Genomic DNA, 14,423 nt, shown 5'->3' with positions numbered 1-14,423 from the left:
GCCGCTGCGACGGCCAAGCGATGTAGGTCTCTCACCTCCATCCGAAACAACAGCGCCTCGTGGCGCACGACGTGCTCATCGACGCCAATGACCTTCACGACCTCAAACCGCGTGGGGTCGTTGATCAGCAGCCGCTTGCCTTCAGCCAGGACCGCGTTGTTGGCGGTGTCCCACGCGACCCCGAGTCCCTCGGCGACACGGGCGACGGTGAGGTGTGCGACCACGATCCCTTCCAGCGCCCACCGCAGCCCGGTGTGCGACGCCCGCTTGACGGCGGAGCACGAGACCACCCTCCGGTCCCCGAGTGGGACTGGCGGCTTCCTTCTCCCCGCCGCGACCCGGTCTACTTCTCTTCGGCCGGCCGCTGGAGGTGCACCGCGTGCAGGGCCATGGCAGCCAGGGTGAAGCCGTCCTCGATCGTCCCGTCAGCGACCAAGGAAATCAGTTCTTCCGGGGAAACCCACGTTACGTTAGAGACCTCGGAGTCGTGGGGTCCGGTGGGCTCGTCCTCGATATCTACGAGGACGACCGCGACCCGTTGCGCCAGGAGTCCGGAGTCGGGCGTCACATACCCGAGGACCTCAGCCGCGGTGACGGTGGCGCCGACCTCCTCGAAGAGCTCGTTGCGGGCGGTCTGGAGGACGTCGGTGCCGTGAGCGAAGCCGCGGGGGAACGCCAGCTGCGCCTGCCCAAGGGCGTAGCGCCAGGTGCGGACCAGGGCGTACCGCCCTCGGTAGTGGGCGATGATGACCGCGCCCTCGCCTGGTGTGGCGGACGCGATGCGGACGTAGGTGCCGGCTCGTCCGTCGGGGAACCTCACCGAATCATCGAAAACCCTGACGTAGGGGTTGGCGTAGACCAGCCGTTCCTCCGTACGCCGGATCTCGTCGGACATCAGCCCTCCTCCGCCGTCACGAACTCACCAAGCGACTTCTTGAGCGCGTTCGCCGCCCACTGACGCTGCAGCGCCCTCCAAGCGCGTGGCGAGACGACACCCCCGATGCTGAGAGTGGCGGAAAGTATCCCGAGGCCAGTCGTCCAGCCTCCGCTGACCTGTGCGATAACTGGGACGATGGGGTTCACGGCGAGTCCACCGGCGACTCCCGCCAACCCGCTGGCGAATTGCACTCCCCCTCCTGGACCTGGCGCGAGAATGCCGGCCAATCCATCTGCAAGGAGAGCGACATGCGCCGCCGTCGCATCCTCAAGAGCCCCCATATCCCCCAGCATCACAGCGCCCTTTACGTTGTGGAGACTACGACGCCATTCTTGGTCGTCCGCCATCTCGAACACCTTGGCGAAGGCCGACTTTGCGTTGCCTTCAAACTGCCGCCAGAAGGCGACAGCCGCGTCACCCGGGGCCTGGAACGTGACGGAGGCGGGGAAGATGGTCAACTCGTGATTGCGCTGAGCACGGGCGGATGGCCCCAAGACGTGTGCGCTGGCGGACAAGGCCAGCGATTGTGCGAGGGCGTCCCGTTCCGGATCCTTGCTTCCAAGATCGGTGGTATAGAAGGCGTCGCTGGTTCCGATGGATCGGACGACGATTCGGTTGTAGAGAGTGTTCACCATCTCACGCACCGCATCGAGGTCTGCCTCGGATTTCAGCACGTCCAGGGCCGTCCGGCCGTCTGCTGTCCATGCGCGGTCGCCGTAGTACAGGCTCCGGTCGTTGGGAAGCTTCTGGCCTGGGGCCGCCGTGCGCAACCTCCTGACGGCTTGGATGATGTGCTTCGACGATTCGCTGCCCAGCACCTCGTGCTTGTTGAGTTCGGTCATCACGCGCGAATCGTCTCTATAAAGCCCCATTAACATGTCGTCGATGGAGTGGTAGGGCTTTTCTTTCGGAGTCACCACCAGCTCAGCGTTCTCCACATGGGCGGGGCCGAACCACTTGTCGAGAATGTCGATCAGTTCTCTGCGGTCATAATCGTCGATCAGATTTCGGAAAGCATTCAGGCTTCCCGAGTCAGCGATCTTCCGGACCGCCACCTGAAAGTCTCCATGCCGCTCTCTGGCGTTCAACTCGGGATATAGCGAACTGTAGAAGTAACCACCGTCACTGGTAGCGGTCGTAGCACGCTCGATAGTGTTGGCGACCACATCAAGGAACGTCCTCGCGCGATGGAGGTGCAATTGGACCGGTGCGGGTCGTCCAGTGGCCCACATATTCGAGCTTGAGTGGACTTCCTCGTAGGCCTGAGAGATTGGCTTCAGTACTTTCTGGAACGCGTAGGAATCGAGGGCGTACGACTGCTGTACGACGAGGCGGTTTCCGAAGGCGAAGGCCAGGAGTGCCTCGACCGCCACCTGCGCAGCTGCCTGGTCCCGGCGCTCCGACGACCCCCAGGACGATCGCACGGAGTCCATTGATTCGAGGTACAGCAGGTTGGGCACTGGGATGGTCATAGCTCGCCTTACTTACTGGTGTCGAGCCATCCTGCCACCCTGGTCGCGATGGAAGGATGATCCCCTGCACAGCGACCGCGATCAGGGTGAACCTGGATGGCCTGACCGAGCCGTCGCCAACGCCGCCGACGCCTGGCTAGCCGAACCCCGCGACGTCCAGGCCTACCAACGCCTCATCGACGCCAATAGCTCGGCGCCGCGCCTGGCTCTACCCCACCCTTCGGGTCCGCAGCCTCGAACCAGCCGGACCTGCCCGCAGACATCGGGCCAGGACCTCTTGACACACTGGCCGACTCCAACCCGCCCAGCACGCTCAGGCAGTGTCTTGGCGAGACGTTCTTCGATGCTCTGCAGGCGTGCCCGCGCGGTGGCCAGTTCGCCGGCGCGCGGGAAGGGGGCACCGAGACCGATGCGAGCCTCGTCAGCGTCTCGCTGTGCGCTGTCGAGTTGTCGTTGTAGCGCGGCGGCGCGCTCGGGCAGGGAGGCCACGAGGTTTTCCAGCCTGGTGACTAGTCCCCGGCCGTCGCCGATCGTGGCCGTGTCCATGGTGATGGCCGCGAGGTCGCCGAGGCCGGATATGGCGACGCTTCGACGACGCCGCGACGAGCGCTGCGGCGGGGCTGAAGATCGAGTTCACCCCGGCGGCGGTCGTCCTGGGCGCGGACGGCTTCATCGCGGGCGGTCCTGCCTTTGGTGAGGGCGAGATCCGCGATCTGGTCGCGGAGCTCACTGAGTCCGTCTCGGCGGGCTGAGGGCGACGCCCATCGCGCTGTCGAGCGCAGCCCGCGTGACATGGGGTAATAGTCGGGAGTGGCGCGTGGGAATTCTGAGGCTGGAGGGGCTCATCGCGTAGATTGGGACAATGGCGACCCGTCCGTCCGCACCTCCGCGTGGTGCCCGCACCCCCTCGCGCACCGCGCCCCGTGGCTCCGCCAAGAGCGCCTCCGCAGCGAAATCCCGACCACCGGCTCGCAAGCAGCCAGCGCGCAGCACCGGGCCGTCCTTCGCGGGGCGGGCGCTGCGTGGCGGAGGTCGGGTCCTCGGTGGCGGTGCCCGGCTGGTCGGCACCGGAGTGCGCCGAGCCAGCGGCGTTGACCTTGAACCCGAGCACCGCCGCGATGGCATCGGGCTGCTCCTCATAGCCCTGGCCGTGCTCGTCGCCGCCCGCGAATGGTGGGAGATGTCCGGCTTCGTGGGCGACATCGTCCATGCCGTCACGGCCGGCACTCTGGGCCAGGTCGCCCTCGCTCTGCCGCTCGTCCTGCTCGTCCTGGGGATTCGGTTCCTGCGCGGCACCGCGACGGAGGCCGCGAACACCCGACTGATCGTCGGGCTCAGCTTCCTCACGCTCGCGAGCACTGGGCTGGTGCACATCGCGCACGGCATACCCACCCCCCAGCAGGGCGCTGACGGGATGCGCCGCGCCGGCGGTGTCATTGGCTTCCTTGCCTCCAGCCCGCTGACCGCCGGGGTCAGCGTTTATGGCGCCGTGACGATCCTGCTGCTGGCCGGCCTGTTCAGCCTGCTCGTTCTCACCGCGACCCCCATCCACGCCATCCCCGAGCGCTTGCGCGGCCTGCGCGCGCACCTCGTGCATCCGCACGCCCCCCCGGACGACCAGACCCCGCAGGACGGTATGCCGTCCGCGACCCCTTCCCGTCTCCGCTCCCGCCGCCGACGCGGCGAGCAGGGAGAGACGGGGGAGGGCTTCGAGGGGGACACGGCATACGACCAGGCAGCGACCGTTGCCCGCGAGGGGCGGCGACGGCCGCGACCGGCCCCGCAGCCGGTTGACCCGCCGACAGGCGAACTGCCGGCGGCCGCTGCCATACCAGCGCTCCCGCAGCCAGAGGTCGCCCAGGTCCCGGAGATCAGCAAGCCGGACCTGCAGCCGCCGCCCACCAGCCCGATCACCGGCCGGCCCGAGCAACTCGCGCTCGCGGGCGATGTGACCTACACGCTGCCGGACGCTACGGCGCTGAAGGAGGGCACGCCGCCAAAGGCGCGCTCCGCAGCCAACGACCAGGTGGTCGCGCGACTGACCACCGTCTTGGACGAGTTCGGCATCGACGCCCAGGTCACCGGCTTCACGCGCGGCCCGACCGTGACGCGCTATGAGGTCGAGCTCGGCCCCGGCGTCAAGGTTGAGCGGGTCACCTCGATGAGCAAGAACATCGCGTATGCCGTGGCCTCCGCCGATGTGCGCATCCTGAGCCCAATCCCCGGCAAGTCCGCGATCGGCATCGAAATCCCCAATGCCGACAAGGAAATCGTCTCCCTCGGCGATGTGCTGCGCAGCCGGGTCGCGCACAACAGCGTCCACCCCATGGTCATGGGCGTCGGCAAGGACGTCGAGGGCGGGTATGTCGTGGCCAACCTCGCCAAGATGCCGCACCTGCTCGTCGCCGGTGCGACGGGCGCGGGCAAGTCGAGCTTCGTCAACTCGATGATCGTCTCGATCCTCATGCGCTCGACGCCCGAGGAGGTCCGGATGGTCCTCGTCGACCCCAAACGGGTGGAGCTGACGGCATACGACGGGATCCCGCACCTGATCACGCCGATCATCACCAACCCCAAGAAGGCGGCCGAGGCGCTGCAGTGGGTGGTCAAGGAGATGGATCATCGGTATGACGATCTGGCCGCCTTCGGGTTCAAGCATGTCGACGACTTCAACAAGGCTGTCCGATCGGGCGCGGCGAAGCCCCTGCCGGGGTCGGAACGGGTGCTGGAGCCGTATCCCTATCTGCTTGTCATCGTGGACGAGCTCGCCGACTTGATGATGGTGGCACCGCGCGATGTCGAGGATTCGATCGTCCGGATCACCCAGCTCGCGCGGGCCGCGGGGATCCACCTGGTGCTAGCGACCCAGCGGCCCTCCGTCGATGTCGTCACCGGCCTGATCAAGGCCAATGTGCCCTCCCGGATGGCGTTCGCGACCTCCTCGCTCGCCGACAGCCGGGTCGTGCTGGACCAACCCGGCGCCGAGAAGCTGCTCGGCCAGGGTGACGCGCTCTTCCTGCCGATGGGTGCCAGCAAGCCGATGCGCGTGCAGGGGGCGTGGGTCACCGAGTCGGAGATCCACACGGTCGTCGACCACGTCAAGGGCCAATTGAAGCCGAACTATCGCGACGACGTCGCCGTCGAGGCAGCCAAGAAGCAGATCGATGAGGACATCGGCGACGACCTCGACCTGCTGCTCGCGGCGGCGGAGCTGATCGTCACCACGCAGTTCGGCTCGACGTCGATGCTGCAGCGCAAGCTGCGGGTGGGCTTCGCCAAGGCGGGGCGCCTGATGGACCTGCTGGAGTCGCGTGGTGTCGTCGGTCCGTCCGAGGGCTCGAAGGCCCGCGATGTGCTGATCAAGCCGGACGATCTGGCCGCCACCTTGGCGATGATGCGCGGCGAGGAAGTGCCGGACGCTGTCGATGCCGTCGCGGGGTATGACGACGACGAGGACTCCGAGGATGCATGGCAGCTGACCGGCCGCTAACCCAACCGGTGCGAGCGGGGGTGGTGCCCAGCCGAGCGGGGTTCCTGCGCGCGAGCGGGGTTCGTGAGCGCGAGCGGCCCTATAGCCCCGCTCCCGTACGGAAGGCCCGCTCCGCTTAGCCCGAGATGGCGTCCGTTTCGGCGGGCTGCAAGGCTTGCAGCGCTGCGGCTTCCTCGCGGGCCTGCTGCAACTCCTCGGAGATATCGGTCAGAAACTGGGTGAAGGCCTCTTCACCGTGGACCGGCCCGCCGGCGATAAACCCGTCGGCGCCGAGCAGCACTGCGGATGGCGTGCTCATGGCACCCAGGGCGGCGCCGGTTTGGCCGGCCGGATCGACATACCACGGCACATCGCTGGGGATCGCCTCGCGGTTCGCGTACTCGCGGTAGACGCTTCGCACGGCGATCTCCGGATTTGCCTCGTCGAAGCCGGCCAGTAGCGATTGGGCGCGGACGCACGGGCCGCAGGATTCGTTGAGGAAGGCGAGAAGAACGGCGTGGTACTGCGCGATCGTGCGCAGTCCTATGACGTTGCCCTCCGGTTCCTCGAGGGCCCCGAAGGGGATGGGCAAGCGGACATACTCATCGTCGTCCGCCGCCTCGGCGGTCGGAGTCGTTGCCACGTGCCGACCAGGCTCGGCCCCGCGGTCCACGATCAGCCAGGCGAGGGCGCCGGTGAGGACGGTCATGGCCAGCCAGCCCCAGGTGCGCGCGGAGCCGTCGAGCAACTGCCCCAGGACACTGTCTTCGGTCCGCGAGGCGCTGAGCCAGGCCAGCACCGCCGTCGCCGTCAAGAGGAGATTGCGCACGAGCGTGCGCTGAGTCACGCGGCCGGCTCCCAGCTTGCCGAAGCACGAGCAGTCGACCGGGTGCTCGAAGCGCAGCGCCCGCGCGATGACTCCTGTGTAAGCCGCCATCAGCAGCACGGCCAGGACCGCGACGATGCGGGACAGCGGCGAGGGGGTCAGCAGCAGGGCGAGGGCGAGGGCGATCTCGGCCCAAGGCAAAAGGCGCGGCATACCCGTCCGAGCGAGCATCGATGGCAACCGCAGCGACGTGAAGGCGTCACTGGTCGCCTGCGGCTCGACGAGCTTGGCCACTGCGCTGAGCAGCAAAACCGCCGCGATCAGCAGAGCCGGGACGATCAGGGGTGAAGACACCAGGAAAGTATAGGAACGCGCCTGAGCGGGCCTATCCTGTCGCGCCATGAGCACGTTGTGGCCGGCGCTGCCGGCGAACGACCCACGGGGCAATAGATTCCTGCGGCCGCTTCGCGAACGGCCTAGCGCGATCTTGTTGTCGGCTCAGGCGCTCGCGATGGTCGGCCTGGCCTTCGTCGGCCCGGCGCAGCGACCGATCATCTCGCTGGTGGGCCTGGTCATTCTGACCCTAGCGATCGTGACAGTGCGTGCGACCCCGGCCCTGACCTGGGTCTCCGGCCTGATCGCCCTCCCGGCGCTGCTGCTCGAGTTGTGGAGTATTCGCGATCCGGAACATGGGGCGGTCTTCATTGCCGCCCACAGTCTGCTCGCGATTTTTTACTTCTATGTCGGATATGCGCTGATCGCCTATGTCTTTGATGACCATTGGGTCACGCGGGACGAACTTTTCGCCGTCGGCGCGGCCTTCACTGTCATGACGTGGGCGTTCGCCTACGTCTATCTCGTGGTCCAAGAGATATACCCGGGCTCGTTCGCGGCCTATGAGGGCGTGGGCGAGCGCACTTTCCACGAATTGCTTTATCTTTCCGTCGCCAATTTCACGAGCGTCGGGCTTTCCGATATCGCGCCGATCCTGCCGTTGGCGCGCGCGGTGGGCATGCTGGAGCAGTTGAGCGGCGTGCTCTATGTCGCGATGGTCATCTCGCGTCTGGTCTCGATGTCGGTGCTGCGGCGCAGCTGAGCGTGTCACGCGCCGATGCGGGCACGGGCGGGTGCTCGATCGGCCAGACCGGCCGCGACCTCGTCGGCGGCATCCAGGACGCGAAGGATGTTTCCGCTGGTCAGCTTCCCCAGCTCCGCGCGGGACCACCCGCGCTCCGCCAGGGCCCTCAGCAGGGCCGGATAACCGGTCACATCGCGTAATCCCTCGGGCAGCCGGTCGACGCCGTCATAGTCGCCGCCCAGCCCGACATGGTCGATGCCCGCCACCTCGCGGATGTGTTCGAGGTGGGCCACAACATCCTCGAGGGTCGCCAGCGGGGCCGGGTGCTCCTCGGCATAGCGGGCGCTGAAGCCGTCGTATGCCGTGAGGTCGTTCGCCTGGATGCCGGCCGCCTCCGCGGCAGCGTGCACCTCCTGATCCCAGGCGCGCACGGTCGGTGAGATGAAGCGCGGGACGAAGGTGGCCATGCAGACACCGCCGGCTGCGGCCAAGCGCGCCAGGATGTCGTCCGGCACATTGCGCGGGTGGTCGCAAACCGCGCGCGCCGAAGAATGGGAAAAGATCGGCGGGGCGATCGAGGCGTCCAGGGCGTCCGACATCGTGCTCGGGGCGACATGGCTCAAGTCGACGAGCATCCCGATCCGGTTCATCTCTCGGACCACCTCGACGCCGAAGGCGCTCAACCCACCGTGGCGCGGCACGTCGGTGGCTGAATCCGCCCAGTCGTTGTTCTGGTTGTGGGTCAGCGTCAGGTAGCGCACGCCGAGCGCTCGCATCATCCGCAACGTGCCGAGCGAGTTCGCTAGGCAATGACCGCCCTCGGCGCCGAGAAGCGAAGCGATCCGGCCTTGATCCCAGGCCGCGCGCACCGACGCCGCGCTGTCGGCGAAGGCGAGCCGAACGGCATACCTGCTGATCAACTGGTGGACGAGATCGATCTGCTCGAAGGTCGCGGTGACAGCGTCGACGGGCGGCAGGGTGCCGGGGGCAAAGACCGACCAGAACTGGCCACCGACCCCGCCCTCGCGCAACCGAGGCAGGTCGGTGTGGGTGCGCTCCCCGCGGGTCGCGATGTCGATTTCGTCGAGGTCGTAATCGACCAGTTCGCGCAGTGCCCACGGCAGGTCGTTGTGGCCGTCGATGACGGGCTGGGTCGCCAGGAGTTCGGTCAGGTCGAGCGTCGTCATGGCAGGCAACGCTAGACCCGTTTTACGCATGGCTTACGCAGCTGACCCGTTTGTTGCGGCGCTCGCGGCTGGTCTGTGCGTGGGCAGGATGGCGGCACGCGCGGCGCCCGCCGGGCTGGGTGAGGAGGCAGGCGGTATGACGACTCAAACGATCGGGGCAAGGGCAGCAGATCGTGGCCTGGCGGCGCCCGTCGAGATCGCCGACGACCTCTTCGGCGACATCGTGCTAGCCGATCGGGATGCGCACTTTGCCGACTGGCGCGAACAGGCGGCCGTCGTCTACCTGCCCACCAATCAGCTGTGGGCCATCACCCGATTCGGGCCGCTCAAGGCGGCCCTCGGCGATCCATCGACCTTTTCTTCGGCCAAGCCGACCTTCAACAACTTCATGAATGCCTCTTTGCAGGGCACCGCCCTAGCCTCTGATCCCCCGGAACATTCGGCGCTGCGCAAGGTGCTTGCAGGCAATCTTTCGCCCCGCGTGCTGCGCGTGCGTCAGGACAGCATCACCGAGCACGCCGAGGAATTGGTCGGCGCGGCCGTGACGGCAGGCGGCTTCGATGCCGCCAAGCTCGCGGGCGAATTCCACGCGCGGGTGATCACGGAACTGATCGGCATACCCCGTGCGCTGCGGGCGCGGATGGTGCCCTGGGGTGAAGCGGCGCTCAACCTTTTCGGCCCGTTCAACCAGCGCACGATGCGGCATTTCGTCATCGCCGGTGACCTGGTTGCGTGGGCGAAGAATGTCACGCCGGATGAGCTGACGGAGGGCAGCATCGGCCGGGCCGTCTTCGAGGCCGCAGAGCGGGGTGAGATCCCGCGGGAATCCTGCAGTTCGCTCATCCATCAATATGTCGCGGCCGGCATCGACACCGCCGTAGCGTCCCTGGGGAATGTCATCGGTCATCTGGGCGCGCATCCCGATCAGTTCGAGATCCTGGGCGGCGACCCCTCCCTGACCGCGGCAGCCTTCACCGAGTCGCTGCGCCTCGAGTCGCCGATCCACGCCATGGGGCGGCTTGTGACGCGCGATGTGGAGATCGAGGGCACGCTCGTGCCCGCCGGTGCGCACGTGGCCTTGCTCTTTCCCGCGGCCAACCGCGACCCCAGGCAGTATGTCGACCCGGATCGCTTTGTGGTGGCGCGAAATCCACTCGACCACCTCTCCTTTGGGCACGGCGTCCACACGTGCGCCGGGATGGGGCTGGTGCGCATGGAGGCCGAGGCGTTGCTGCAGACGCTCGTGCGTTCGGTGTCCGCGCTGACGATTGGGCCTGGTCGCCGCAAGCTGAGCAATCTTGTGAGCAGTTGGGGGAGCCTGCCGGTCACGGTGACCGCGAGCGCCTGAGCGCGTCGGGAGCAAGCGCTCCCGGGCGGGCGCCTTAGAGTTGCGCATATGACGGCAACCGAGGCCCGCACGGTCACGCTGGTGACCCTCGGTTGCACGCGCAATGAGGTCGACTCCGAGGAACTCGCGGGACGGCTGTCCTCCCAGGGGTGGACCTTGGTCGACGACGCCGCCGAGGCGGATGTCGCGGTCGTCAACACCTGCGGCTTCATCGAGCAGGCCAAGAAGGACTCGATCGACGCGCTTCTGGAGGCCAGCGACCTGAAGTCGACCGGCCGCACCCAGGCCGTTGTCGCCGTGGGGTGCCTCGCAGAGCGGTATGGGCAGGAACTCGCGGACGAGTTGCCCGAGGCCGATGCCGTCTTGGGTTTCGATTCGTATGCCGATCTGTCTCGGCACCTGCGGGCGATCCTCGGCGGGGCGCGCCCGGCCAGTCATGTTCCGAGTGACCGGCGCCGCTTGCTGCCGCTCACCCCGGCGGCGCGGCGCAGCGAGGCGGGGGCGGTCGCCATACCCGGGCTTGGGCAGCCGGCACCCGGTGCGGTGACGGGGCCAGCGGGCACCTCTTCTGGCGCGGATCTGGCCGCGGTGGCGCCGGCGAGCGGGCCGCCCGTGGTGCGCGCGCGGCTCGATGACCGGCCGTGGGCGCCGCTGAAGATCGCCAGCGGCTGCGACCGGCGATGCGCGTTCTGTGCCATCCCGATGTTCCGCGGCGCCTTCGTCTCGCGGCATCCGGACGAGGTCGTGGCCGAGGCGCGCTGGTTGGCCGAGCGCGGGGTCAAGGAGGTCTTCCTCGTCAGCGAAAACTCCACGTCCTATGGCAAGGACCTCGGGGACCTCGGGGCGATGGAGAAGCTGCTGCCGCGACTGGCCGCGGTCGACGGCCTGGAGTGGGTGCGGGTGTCGTATCTGCAGCCGGCCGAGATCCGTCCCGGCTTGCTAGAGGCCATGGTCGCGACGCCGAAAGTCGTGCCCTGGTTCGACATTTCCTTCCAACACGCCTCGGGGCCGCTGCTGCGCCGGATGCGGCGGTTCGGCGATGCCGAGAATTTCTTGGGGCTCATCGAGCGGGTGCGTGCCCTCGCCCCGGAGGCGGGGATTCGCTCCAATGTCATCGTCGGCTTCCCGGGCGAAACCGACGGCGATGTCGAGGAGTTGGAGGCCTTCCTGACCGAAGCTCGCCTCGATGTTGTCGGCGTCTTCGGCTACTCGGATGAGGACGGCACCGAGGGCATCGGGATGCCGGGCAAGGTCGATGATGACGAGATCGAGGACCGCGTCGCGCGGCTGCGCTCGCTGACCGAGGAACTCACCGCCCAGCGCGCCGAGGAGCGCGTCGGCACCGAGACGCTGGTGCTCATTGAGGGCGAGGAGGAGGGTATGCCGTTCGGCCGGGCCCTCTTCCAGGGGCCCGATATCGACGGGCAGACCAGCGTTTCCAGCGCTCGGGTGCTGCGCGCGGGCGAGGTCGTGCCGGTGACGATCGAGGGCAGTGTCGGGGTGGATCTGGAGGCCGTCGCCCGATGACGGATCCGGTGGTCAAGGTGTCGAATTGGAACCTGCCCAACGCCTTGACGGTGCTGCGGATCGCCCTGGTGCCCTTTTTTGGATGGTTGCTGCTCGCGGAGCATGGATCGGATGACACCTTGCGGTGGTGGGCAGCGGGGCTCTTTGCCTTGGCCATCGCGACCGACCGGATTGACGGCGACCTGGCGCGCAAGCGTGGCCTGGTCACCGATTTCGGCAAGGTCACCGATCCCATCGCCGACAAGGCGCTCACCGGAATGGCGTTCGTCGGATTGTCGGTGCTCGGCGAGTTGCCGTGGTGGATCACGATCGCGGTGCTCGTGCGCGAGTGGGGGATCACGATCATGCGATTTGTCGTGATCCGGCATGGCGTGATGCCCGCCGGTCGCGGCGGCAAGACCAAGACCGCGCTGCAGTCCGTCGCCCTGCTGATGTTCATCCTGCCGCTGTGGACTTTCCCGCTCGCCGATGCTTTGCACGTCATCGCCTGGCTGGTGATGATCGCCGCCGTGGTGCTCACCCTGGTGACCGGTATCGACATCGTCGTCAAGGCGCTACGCCTGCGACAGACCAGCGAGCGCGCGGCGATGAAGCGGGCTCGCCGAGCGGCCCGTGATGGCCGCTGACCCGCGGGCGGAGGAGCGCGAGGCGGGGGTCGCGGAGGCGGCGGCGCGGGTGATCGGGCGGGCAAGGCATACGGGCTGCACGCTGGGGACGGCCGAGTCCCTGACCGGCGGTGGGGTCGCGCACGTCCTGACGTCGGTGCCCGGCGCGTCCGCGGTCGTGCGCGGGGGAATCGTGTCCTATGCCAGCGCGGTCAAGGCCGCCGTCCTCGGCGTGCCCGAGGCGCTCTTGGCCGAGCGAGGGGCCGTCGACGGGGAGGTCGCGCTAGCGATGGCGCGCGGCGCCCGCCGGGTGCTGTCGTGCGATGCCGCCGTCGCGACGACTGGTGTCGCAGGCCCCGCTCCGTCGGACGGGAAGCCTGTGGGGATGGTATTTGTTGCGGTCAGTGCGCCCTCCGGTGACATCGTGCGCGAACTGGCGTTGTCGGGGTCGCGAGCGGACATCCGGTCGGATACGGTGGCGGAAGCGCTGCGATTGCTGGAGCGTTCGCTCGACGCGGAGCCGACCCTCGGGTCCGTTGTCGGACCAGGGGAGTATCTTTCCCACACAGACGAACAACGATGAGGAGAGGTTGATGACGCTGCTTCGGCGTGAGCTGGGTGAAGCGCTGCGCGACGAGCGCACCGCACAGGGCCGCTCCCTGCGGCAGGTCTCCGCGGCGGCCTCCGTCTCCCTCGGCTACCTCAGCGAGATCGAGCGCGGCCAAAAAGAAGCCTCATCCGAGTTGCTCACCGCCGTATGTGGAGCCCTCGGCGTCCCCCTCTCCGCTGTGCTGAGCGATGTCAGCCTGCGTATCGCCCGGGCCGAGGCCATCGAGGCTGGCCTGACCCCGCTGCCCCTGGCGCGGGCCGGCAAGCCGGTTTCTGCCTCCGCCGCCTGAGCGCTTCGGACGCTATGGGCTCCTGAGGCGGGGCCACGCGCACAGCGCACGCGGCCGATTCCCGTCCTTTTGGAATCCGACGACACGGCAGGCGGGCTCAGCGCGGGGAGCCTGGCCGCCGGTATGTCGATCGTCTGCCACCCGAGGCGCCCAGCGGGCGCTGCCGGCGACCGTCATCGGTGGGGGCCAGACCACCTTGGCAGGTGGGGCAATAGAACATCGTGCGCGTCCGAGGGGCTGGCCCGATGCCCGCCACCCGGATGGTGTCGTTGCAGCGGCGGCAGGGTCGACCGGACCGCGCGTGCGCGAACGCCACCTCGTCGCGGCCGTCCCGCCCGGTCGAGCGTTGGATGCCTGTGGCTGCGGCGCGGGTCATCAGATGCACAACCCGATCGAGCAGCGCGGAGATGTCCTCGACCGGCAGGGCGCTCGCGGGGGCCCAGGGCGAGATCCGGCGGATGAAGAGGCCCTCCGAGGCCCAGAAGGTCCCGATCCCCGCGAGATTGCGTTGGTCCAAGAGGGCCTCACCAATGGGCCGGCCGGGGCCTGCTCGCAGATTGGTCATCGCTCGATCGAGGTCCCAGTCCGCACCCAGGATGTCGGGGCCGAGGTGTGCCAGCCGCTGCCCCGACTCGCTGCTGGGCCAGAGTTCCACGAGGCCGAGCCGGAGCCCGAGGCCGGCCCAGTCTGCGGTCTCCGCGAGCACCCGCAATTGCGGATTGGCCCGGGCGCGGTCGGTCATCTCCGTCGCCGGGCGCAGCCGATAGCTGCCCTCCATCCGCAGATGGGTATGCAGTGTCACCCCCGTGTCGAGGTCGTGCAGCAGGTGCTTGCCGCGACTCGTCACGGCGAGCGTGGTGGCGGGCAGCAGGTCGAGGCCGCCCAGCTCGCCCCAGCGCAACTCCAGGCGGGTGAGCGGCACCCCGGCCAGCGCTCGGTTGAGGCGGTCGGCCGTCCGCCAGACCGTGTCGCCCTCAGGCATCCGAGCCCGCTCCCGGGGCGACCACCGCGCCTAGCGCCCGATCGGTCACCCACCAGCCGTCGAGTTCGGGAAACGCGCCGGTGGCGGCGCGTG

Annotated in this window: 12 protein-coding genes and 1 pseudogene; 7 read left to right on the top strand and 6 right to left on the bottom strand. The window is 68.1% G+C overall.

Annotated elements, in window-relative coordinates; translation table 11 throughout:
• The 3 genes and pseudogenes from ABD225_RS02810 to ABD225_RS02800 form a co-directional block, all read right to left on the bottom strand.
• Positions 1-269 (bottom strand): annotated as a pseudogene (locus tag ABD225_RS02810) (hypothetical protein); the annotation flags it as partial.
• Positions 270-343: 74 nt separating this feature from the next.
• On the bottom strand, positions 344-895 hold the full coding sequence (locus ABD225_RS02805) for an NUDIX hydrolase (protein WP_344080953.1): 552 nt from the start codon (positions 893-895) through the stop codon (positions 344-346).
• A complete protein-coding gene (locus ABD225_RS02800) occupies positions 895-2,397 on the bottom strand; it encodes a hypothetical protein (RefSeq protein WP_344080950.1) in 1,503 nt (500 codons plus the stop codon). Before ABD225_RS02800 ends, ABD225_RS02805 begins: the two co-directional genes overlap by 1 nt.
• Before the next feature lie 874 nt (positions 2,398-3,271).
• On the opposite strand from ABD225_RS02800, the gene ABD225_RS02795 reads away from it, so the two are divergent.
• Positions 3,272-5,899 carry a DNA translocase FtsK gene (locus ABD225_RS02795; RefSeq protein ID WP_344080947.1) on the top strand — a complete coding sequence of 876 codons (2,628 nt, stop codon included), beginning with the start codon at positions 3,272-3,274 and terminating at the stop codon, positions 5,897-5,899.
• A 115-nt stretch (positions 5,900-6,014) separates the two neighbouring features.
• Here ABD225_RS02795 and ABD225_RS02790 read toward each other — a convergent pair whose 3' ends face one another.
• Positions 6,015-7,058: a TlpA family protein disulfide reductase gene (locus ABD225_RS02790; protein WP_344080944.1), complete on the bottom strand. Its 1,044-nt coding sequence runs from the start codon at positions 7,056-7,058 to the stop codon at positions 6,015-6,017.
• 46 nt (positions 7,059-7,104) lie between these two features.
• On the opposite strand from ABD225_RS02790, the gene ABD225_RS02785 reads away from it, so the two are divergent.
• Complete coding sequence (locus ABD225_RS02785) at positions 7,105-7,800, top strand: ion channel (protein WP_344080941.1); 696 nt, start codon at positions 7,105-7,107, stop codon at positions 7,798-7,800.
• Between the two features lie 5 nt (positions 7,801-7,805).
• On the opposite strand, the gene ABD225_RS02780 is transcribed toward ABD225_RS02785, so the two are convergent.
• On the bottom strand, positions 7,806-8,969 hold the full coding sequence (locus ABD225_RS02780; protein ID WP_344080938.1) for a dipeptidase: 1,164 nt from the start codon (positions 8,967-8,969) through the stop codon (positions 7,806-7,808).
• Between the two features lie 136 nt (positions 8,970-9,105).
• On the opposite strand from ABD225_RS02780, the gene ABD225_RS02775 reads away from it, so the two are divergent.
• Genes ABD225_RS02775 through ABD225_RS02755 form a run of 5 tightly spaced genes read left to right on the top strand, consistent with a single transcriptional unit; the run spans position 9,106 to position 13,348 of the window.
• The gene (locus ABD225_RS02775; protein WP_344080935.1) at positions 9,106-10,317 is read left to right on the top strand and encodes a cytochrome P450; all 1,212 of its coding nucleotides are present in this window, start codon (positions 9,106-9,108) and stop codon (positions 10,315-10,317) included.
• A 48-nt stretch (positions 10,318-10,365) separates the two neighbouring features.
• Positions 10,366-11,844, top strand: a complete 1,479-nt coding sequence (rimO, locus tag ABD225_RS02770; protein WP_344080931.1) for a 30S ribosomal protein S12 methylthiotransferase RimO — start codon at positions 10,366-10,368, stop codon at positions 11,842-11,844.
• Positions 11,841-12,470: a CDP-diacylglycerol--glycerol-3-phosphate 3-phosphatidyltransferase gene (pgsA, locus tag ABD225_RS02765; protein WP_344080928.1), complete on the top strand. Its 630-nt coding sequence runs from the start codon at positions 11,841-11,843 to the stop codon at positions 12,468-12,470. Before rimO ends, pgsA begins: the two co-directional genes overlap by 4 nt.
• Complete coding sequence (locus ABD225_RS02760; RefSeq protein ID WP_344080925.1) at positions 12,460-13,032, top strand: CinA family protein; 573 nt, start codon at positions 12,460-12,462, stop codon at positions 13,030-13,032. The genes pgsA and ABD225_RS02760 overlap by 11 nt, the downstream gene beginning before the upstream one ends.
• Before the next feature lie 10 nt (positions 13,033-13,042).
• A complete protein-coding gene (locus ABD225_RS02755) occupies positions 13,043-13,348 on the top strand; it encodes a helix-turn-helix domain-containing protein (protein ID WP_344080923.1) in 306 nt (101 codons plus the stop codon).
• Positions 13,349-13,445: 97 nt separating this feature from the next.
• Here the strand turns inward: ABD225_RS02755 and ABD225_RS02750 are convergent, their stop codons facing one another.
• Positions 13,446-14,330: a DNA-formamidopyrimidine glycosylase family protein gene (locus tag ABD225_RS02750; protein ID WP_344080920.1), complete on the bottom strand. Its 885-nt coding sequence runs from the start codon at positions 14,328-14,330 to the stop codon at positions 13,446-13,448.
• Positions 14,331-14,423: the final 93 nt, after the last annotated feature.

Source organism: Nostocoides veronense (genome assembly GCF_039531185.1).
GTDB classification, from domain to species: Bacteria; Actinomycetota; Actinomycetes; order Actinomycetales; family Dermatophilaceae; genus Nostocoides_A; species Nostocoides_A veronense.
The sequence above is the reverse complement of the archived record's forward strand: the minus strand, read 5'-3'. Positions and strand labels throughout refer to the sequence as shown.

Excerpts from the sequence above, each read along its gene's own strand:
- ABD225_RS02795 (WP_344080947.1), top strand. The coding sequence starts at position 3,272 with ATGGCGACCCGTCCGTCCGCACCTCCGCGTGGTGCCCGCACCCCCTCG.
- ABD225_RS02780 (WP_344080938.1), bottom strand. The coding sequence starts at position 8,969 with ATGACGACGCTCGACCTGACCGAACTCCTGGCGACCCAGCCCGTCATC.
- ABD225_RS02775 (WP_344080935.1), top strand. The coding sequence starts at position 9,106 with ATGACGACTCAAACGATCGGGGCAAGGGCAGCAGATCGTGGCCTGGCG.
- ABD225_RS02750 (WP_344080920.1), bottom strand. The coding sequence starts at position 14,330 with ATGCCTGAGGGCGACACGGTCTGGCGGACGGCCGACCGCCTCAACCGA.
- ABD225_RS02785 (WP_344080941.1), top strand. The coding sequence starts at position 7,105 with ATGAGCACGTTGTGGCCGGCGCTGCCGGCGAACGACCCACGGGGCAAT.
- ABD225_RS02760 (WP_344080925.1), top strand. The coding sequence starts at position 12,460 with ATGGCCGCTGACCCGCGGGCGGAGGAGCGCGAGGCGGGGGTCGCGGAG.
- rimO (WP_344080931.1), top strand. The coding sequence starts at position 10,366 with ATGACGGCAACCGAGGCCCGCACGGTCACGCTGGTGACCCTCGGTTGC.
- ABD225_RS02755 (WP_344080923.1), top strand. The coding sequence starts at position 13,043 with ATGACGCTGCTTCGGCGTGAGCTGGGTGAAGCGCTGCGCGACGAGCGC.
- pgsA (WP_344080928.1), top strand. The coding sequence starts at position 11,841 with ATGACGGATCCGGTGGTCAAGGTGTCGAATTGGAACCTGCCCAACGCC.
- ABD225_RS02805 (WP_344080953.1), bottom strand. The coding sequence starts at position 895 with ATGTCCGACGAGATCCGGCGTACGGAGGAACGGCTGGTCTACGCCAAC.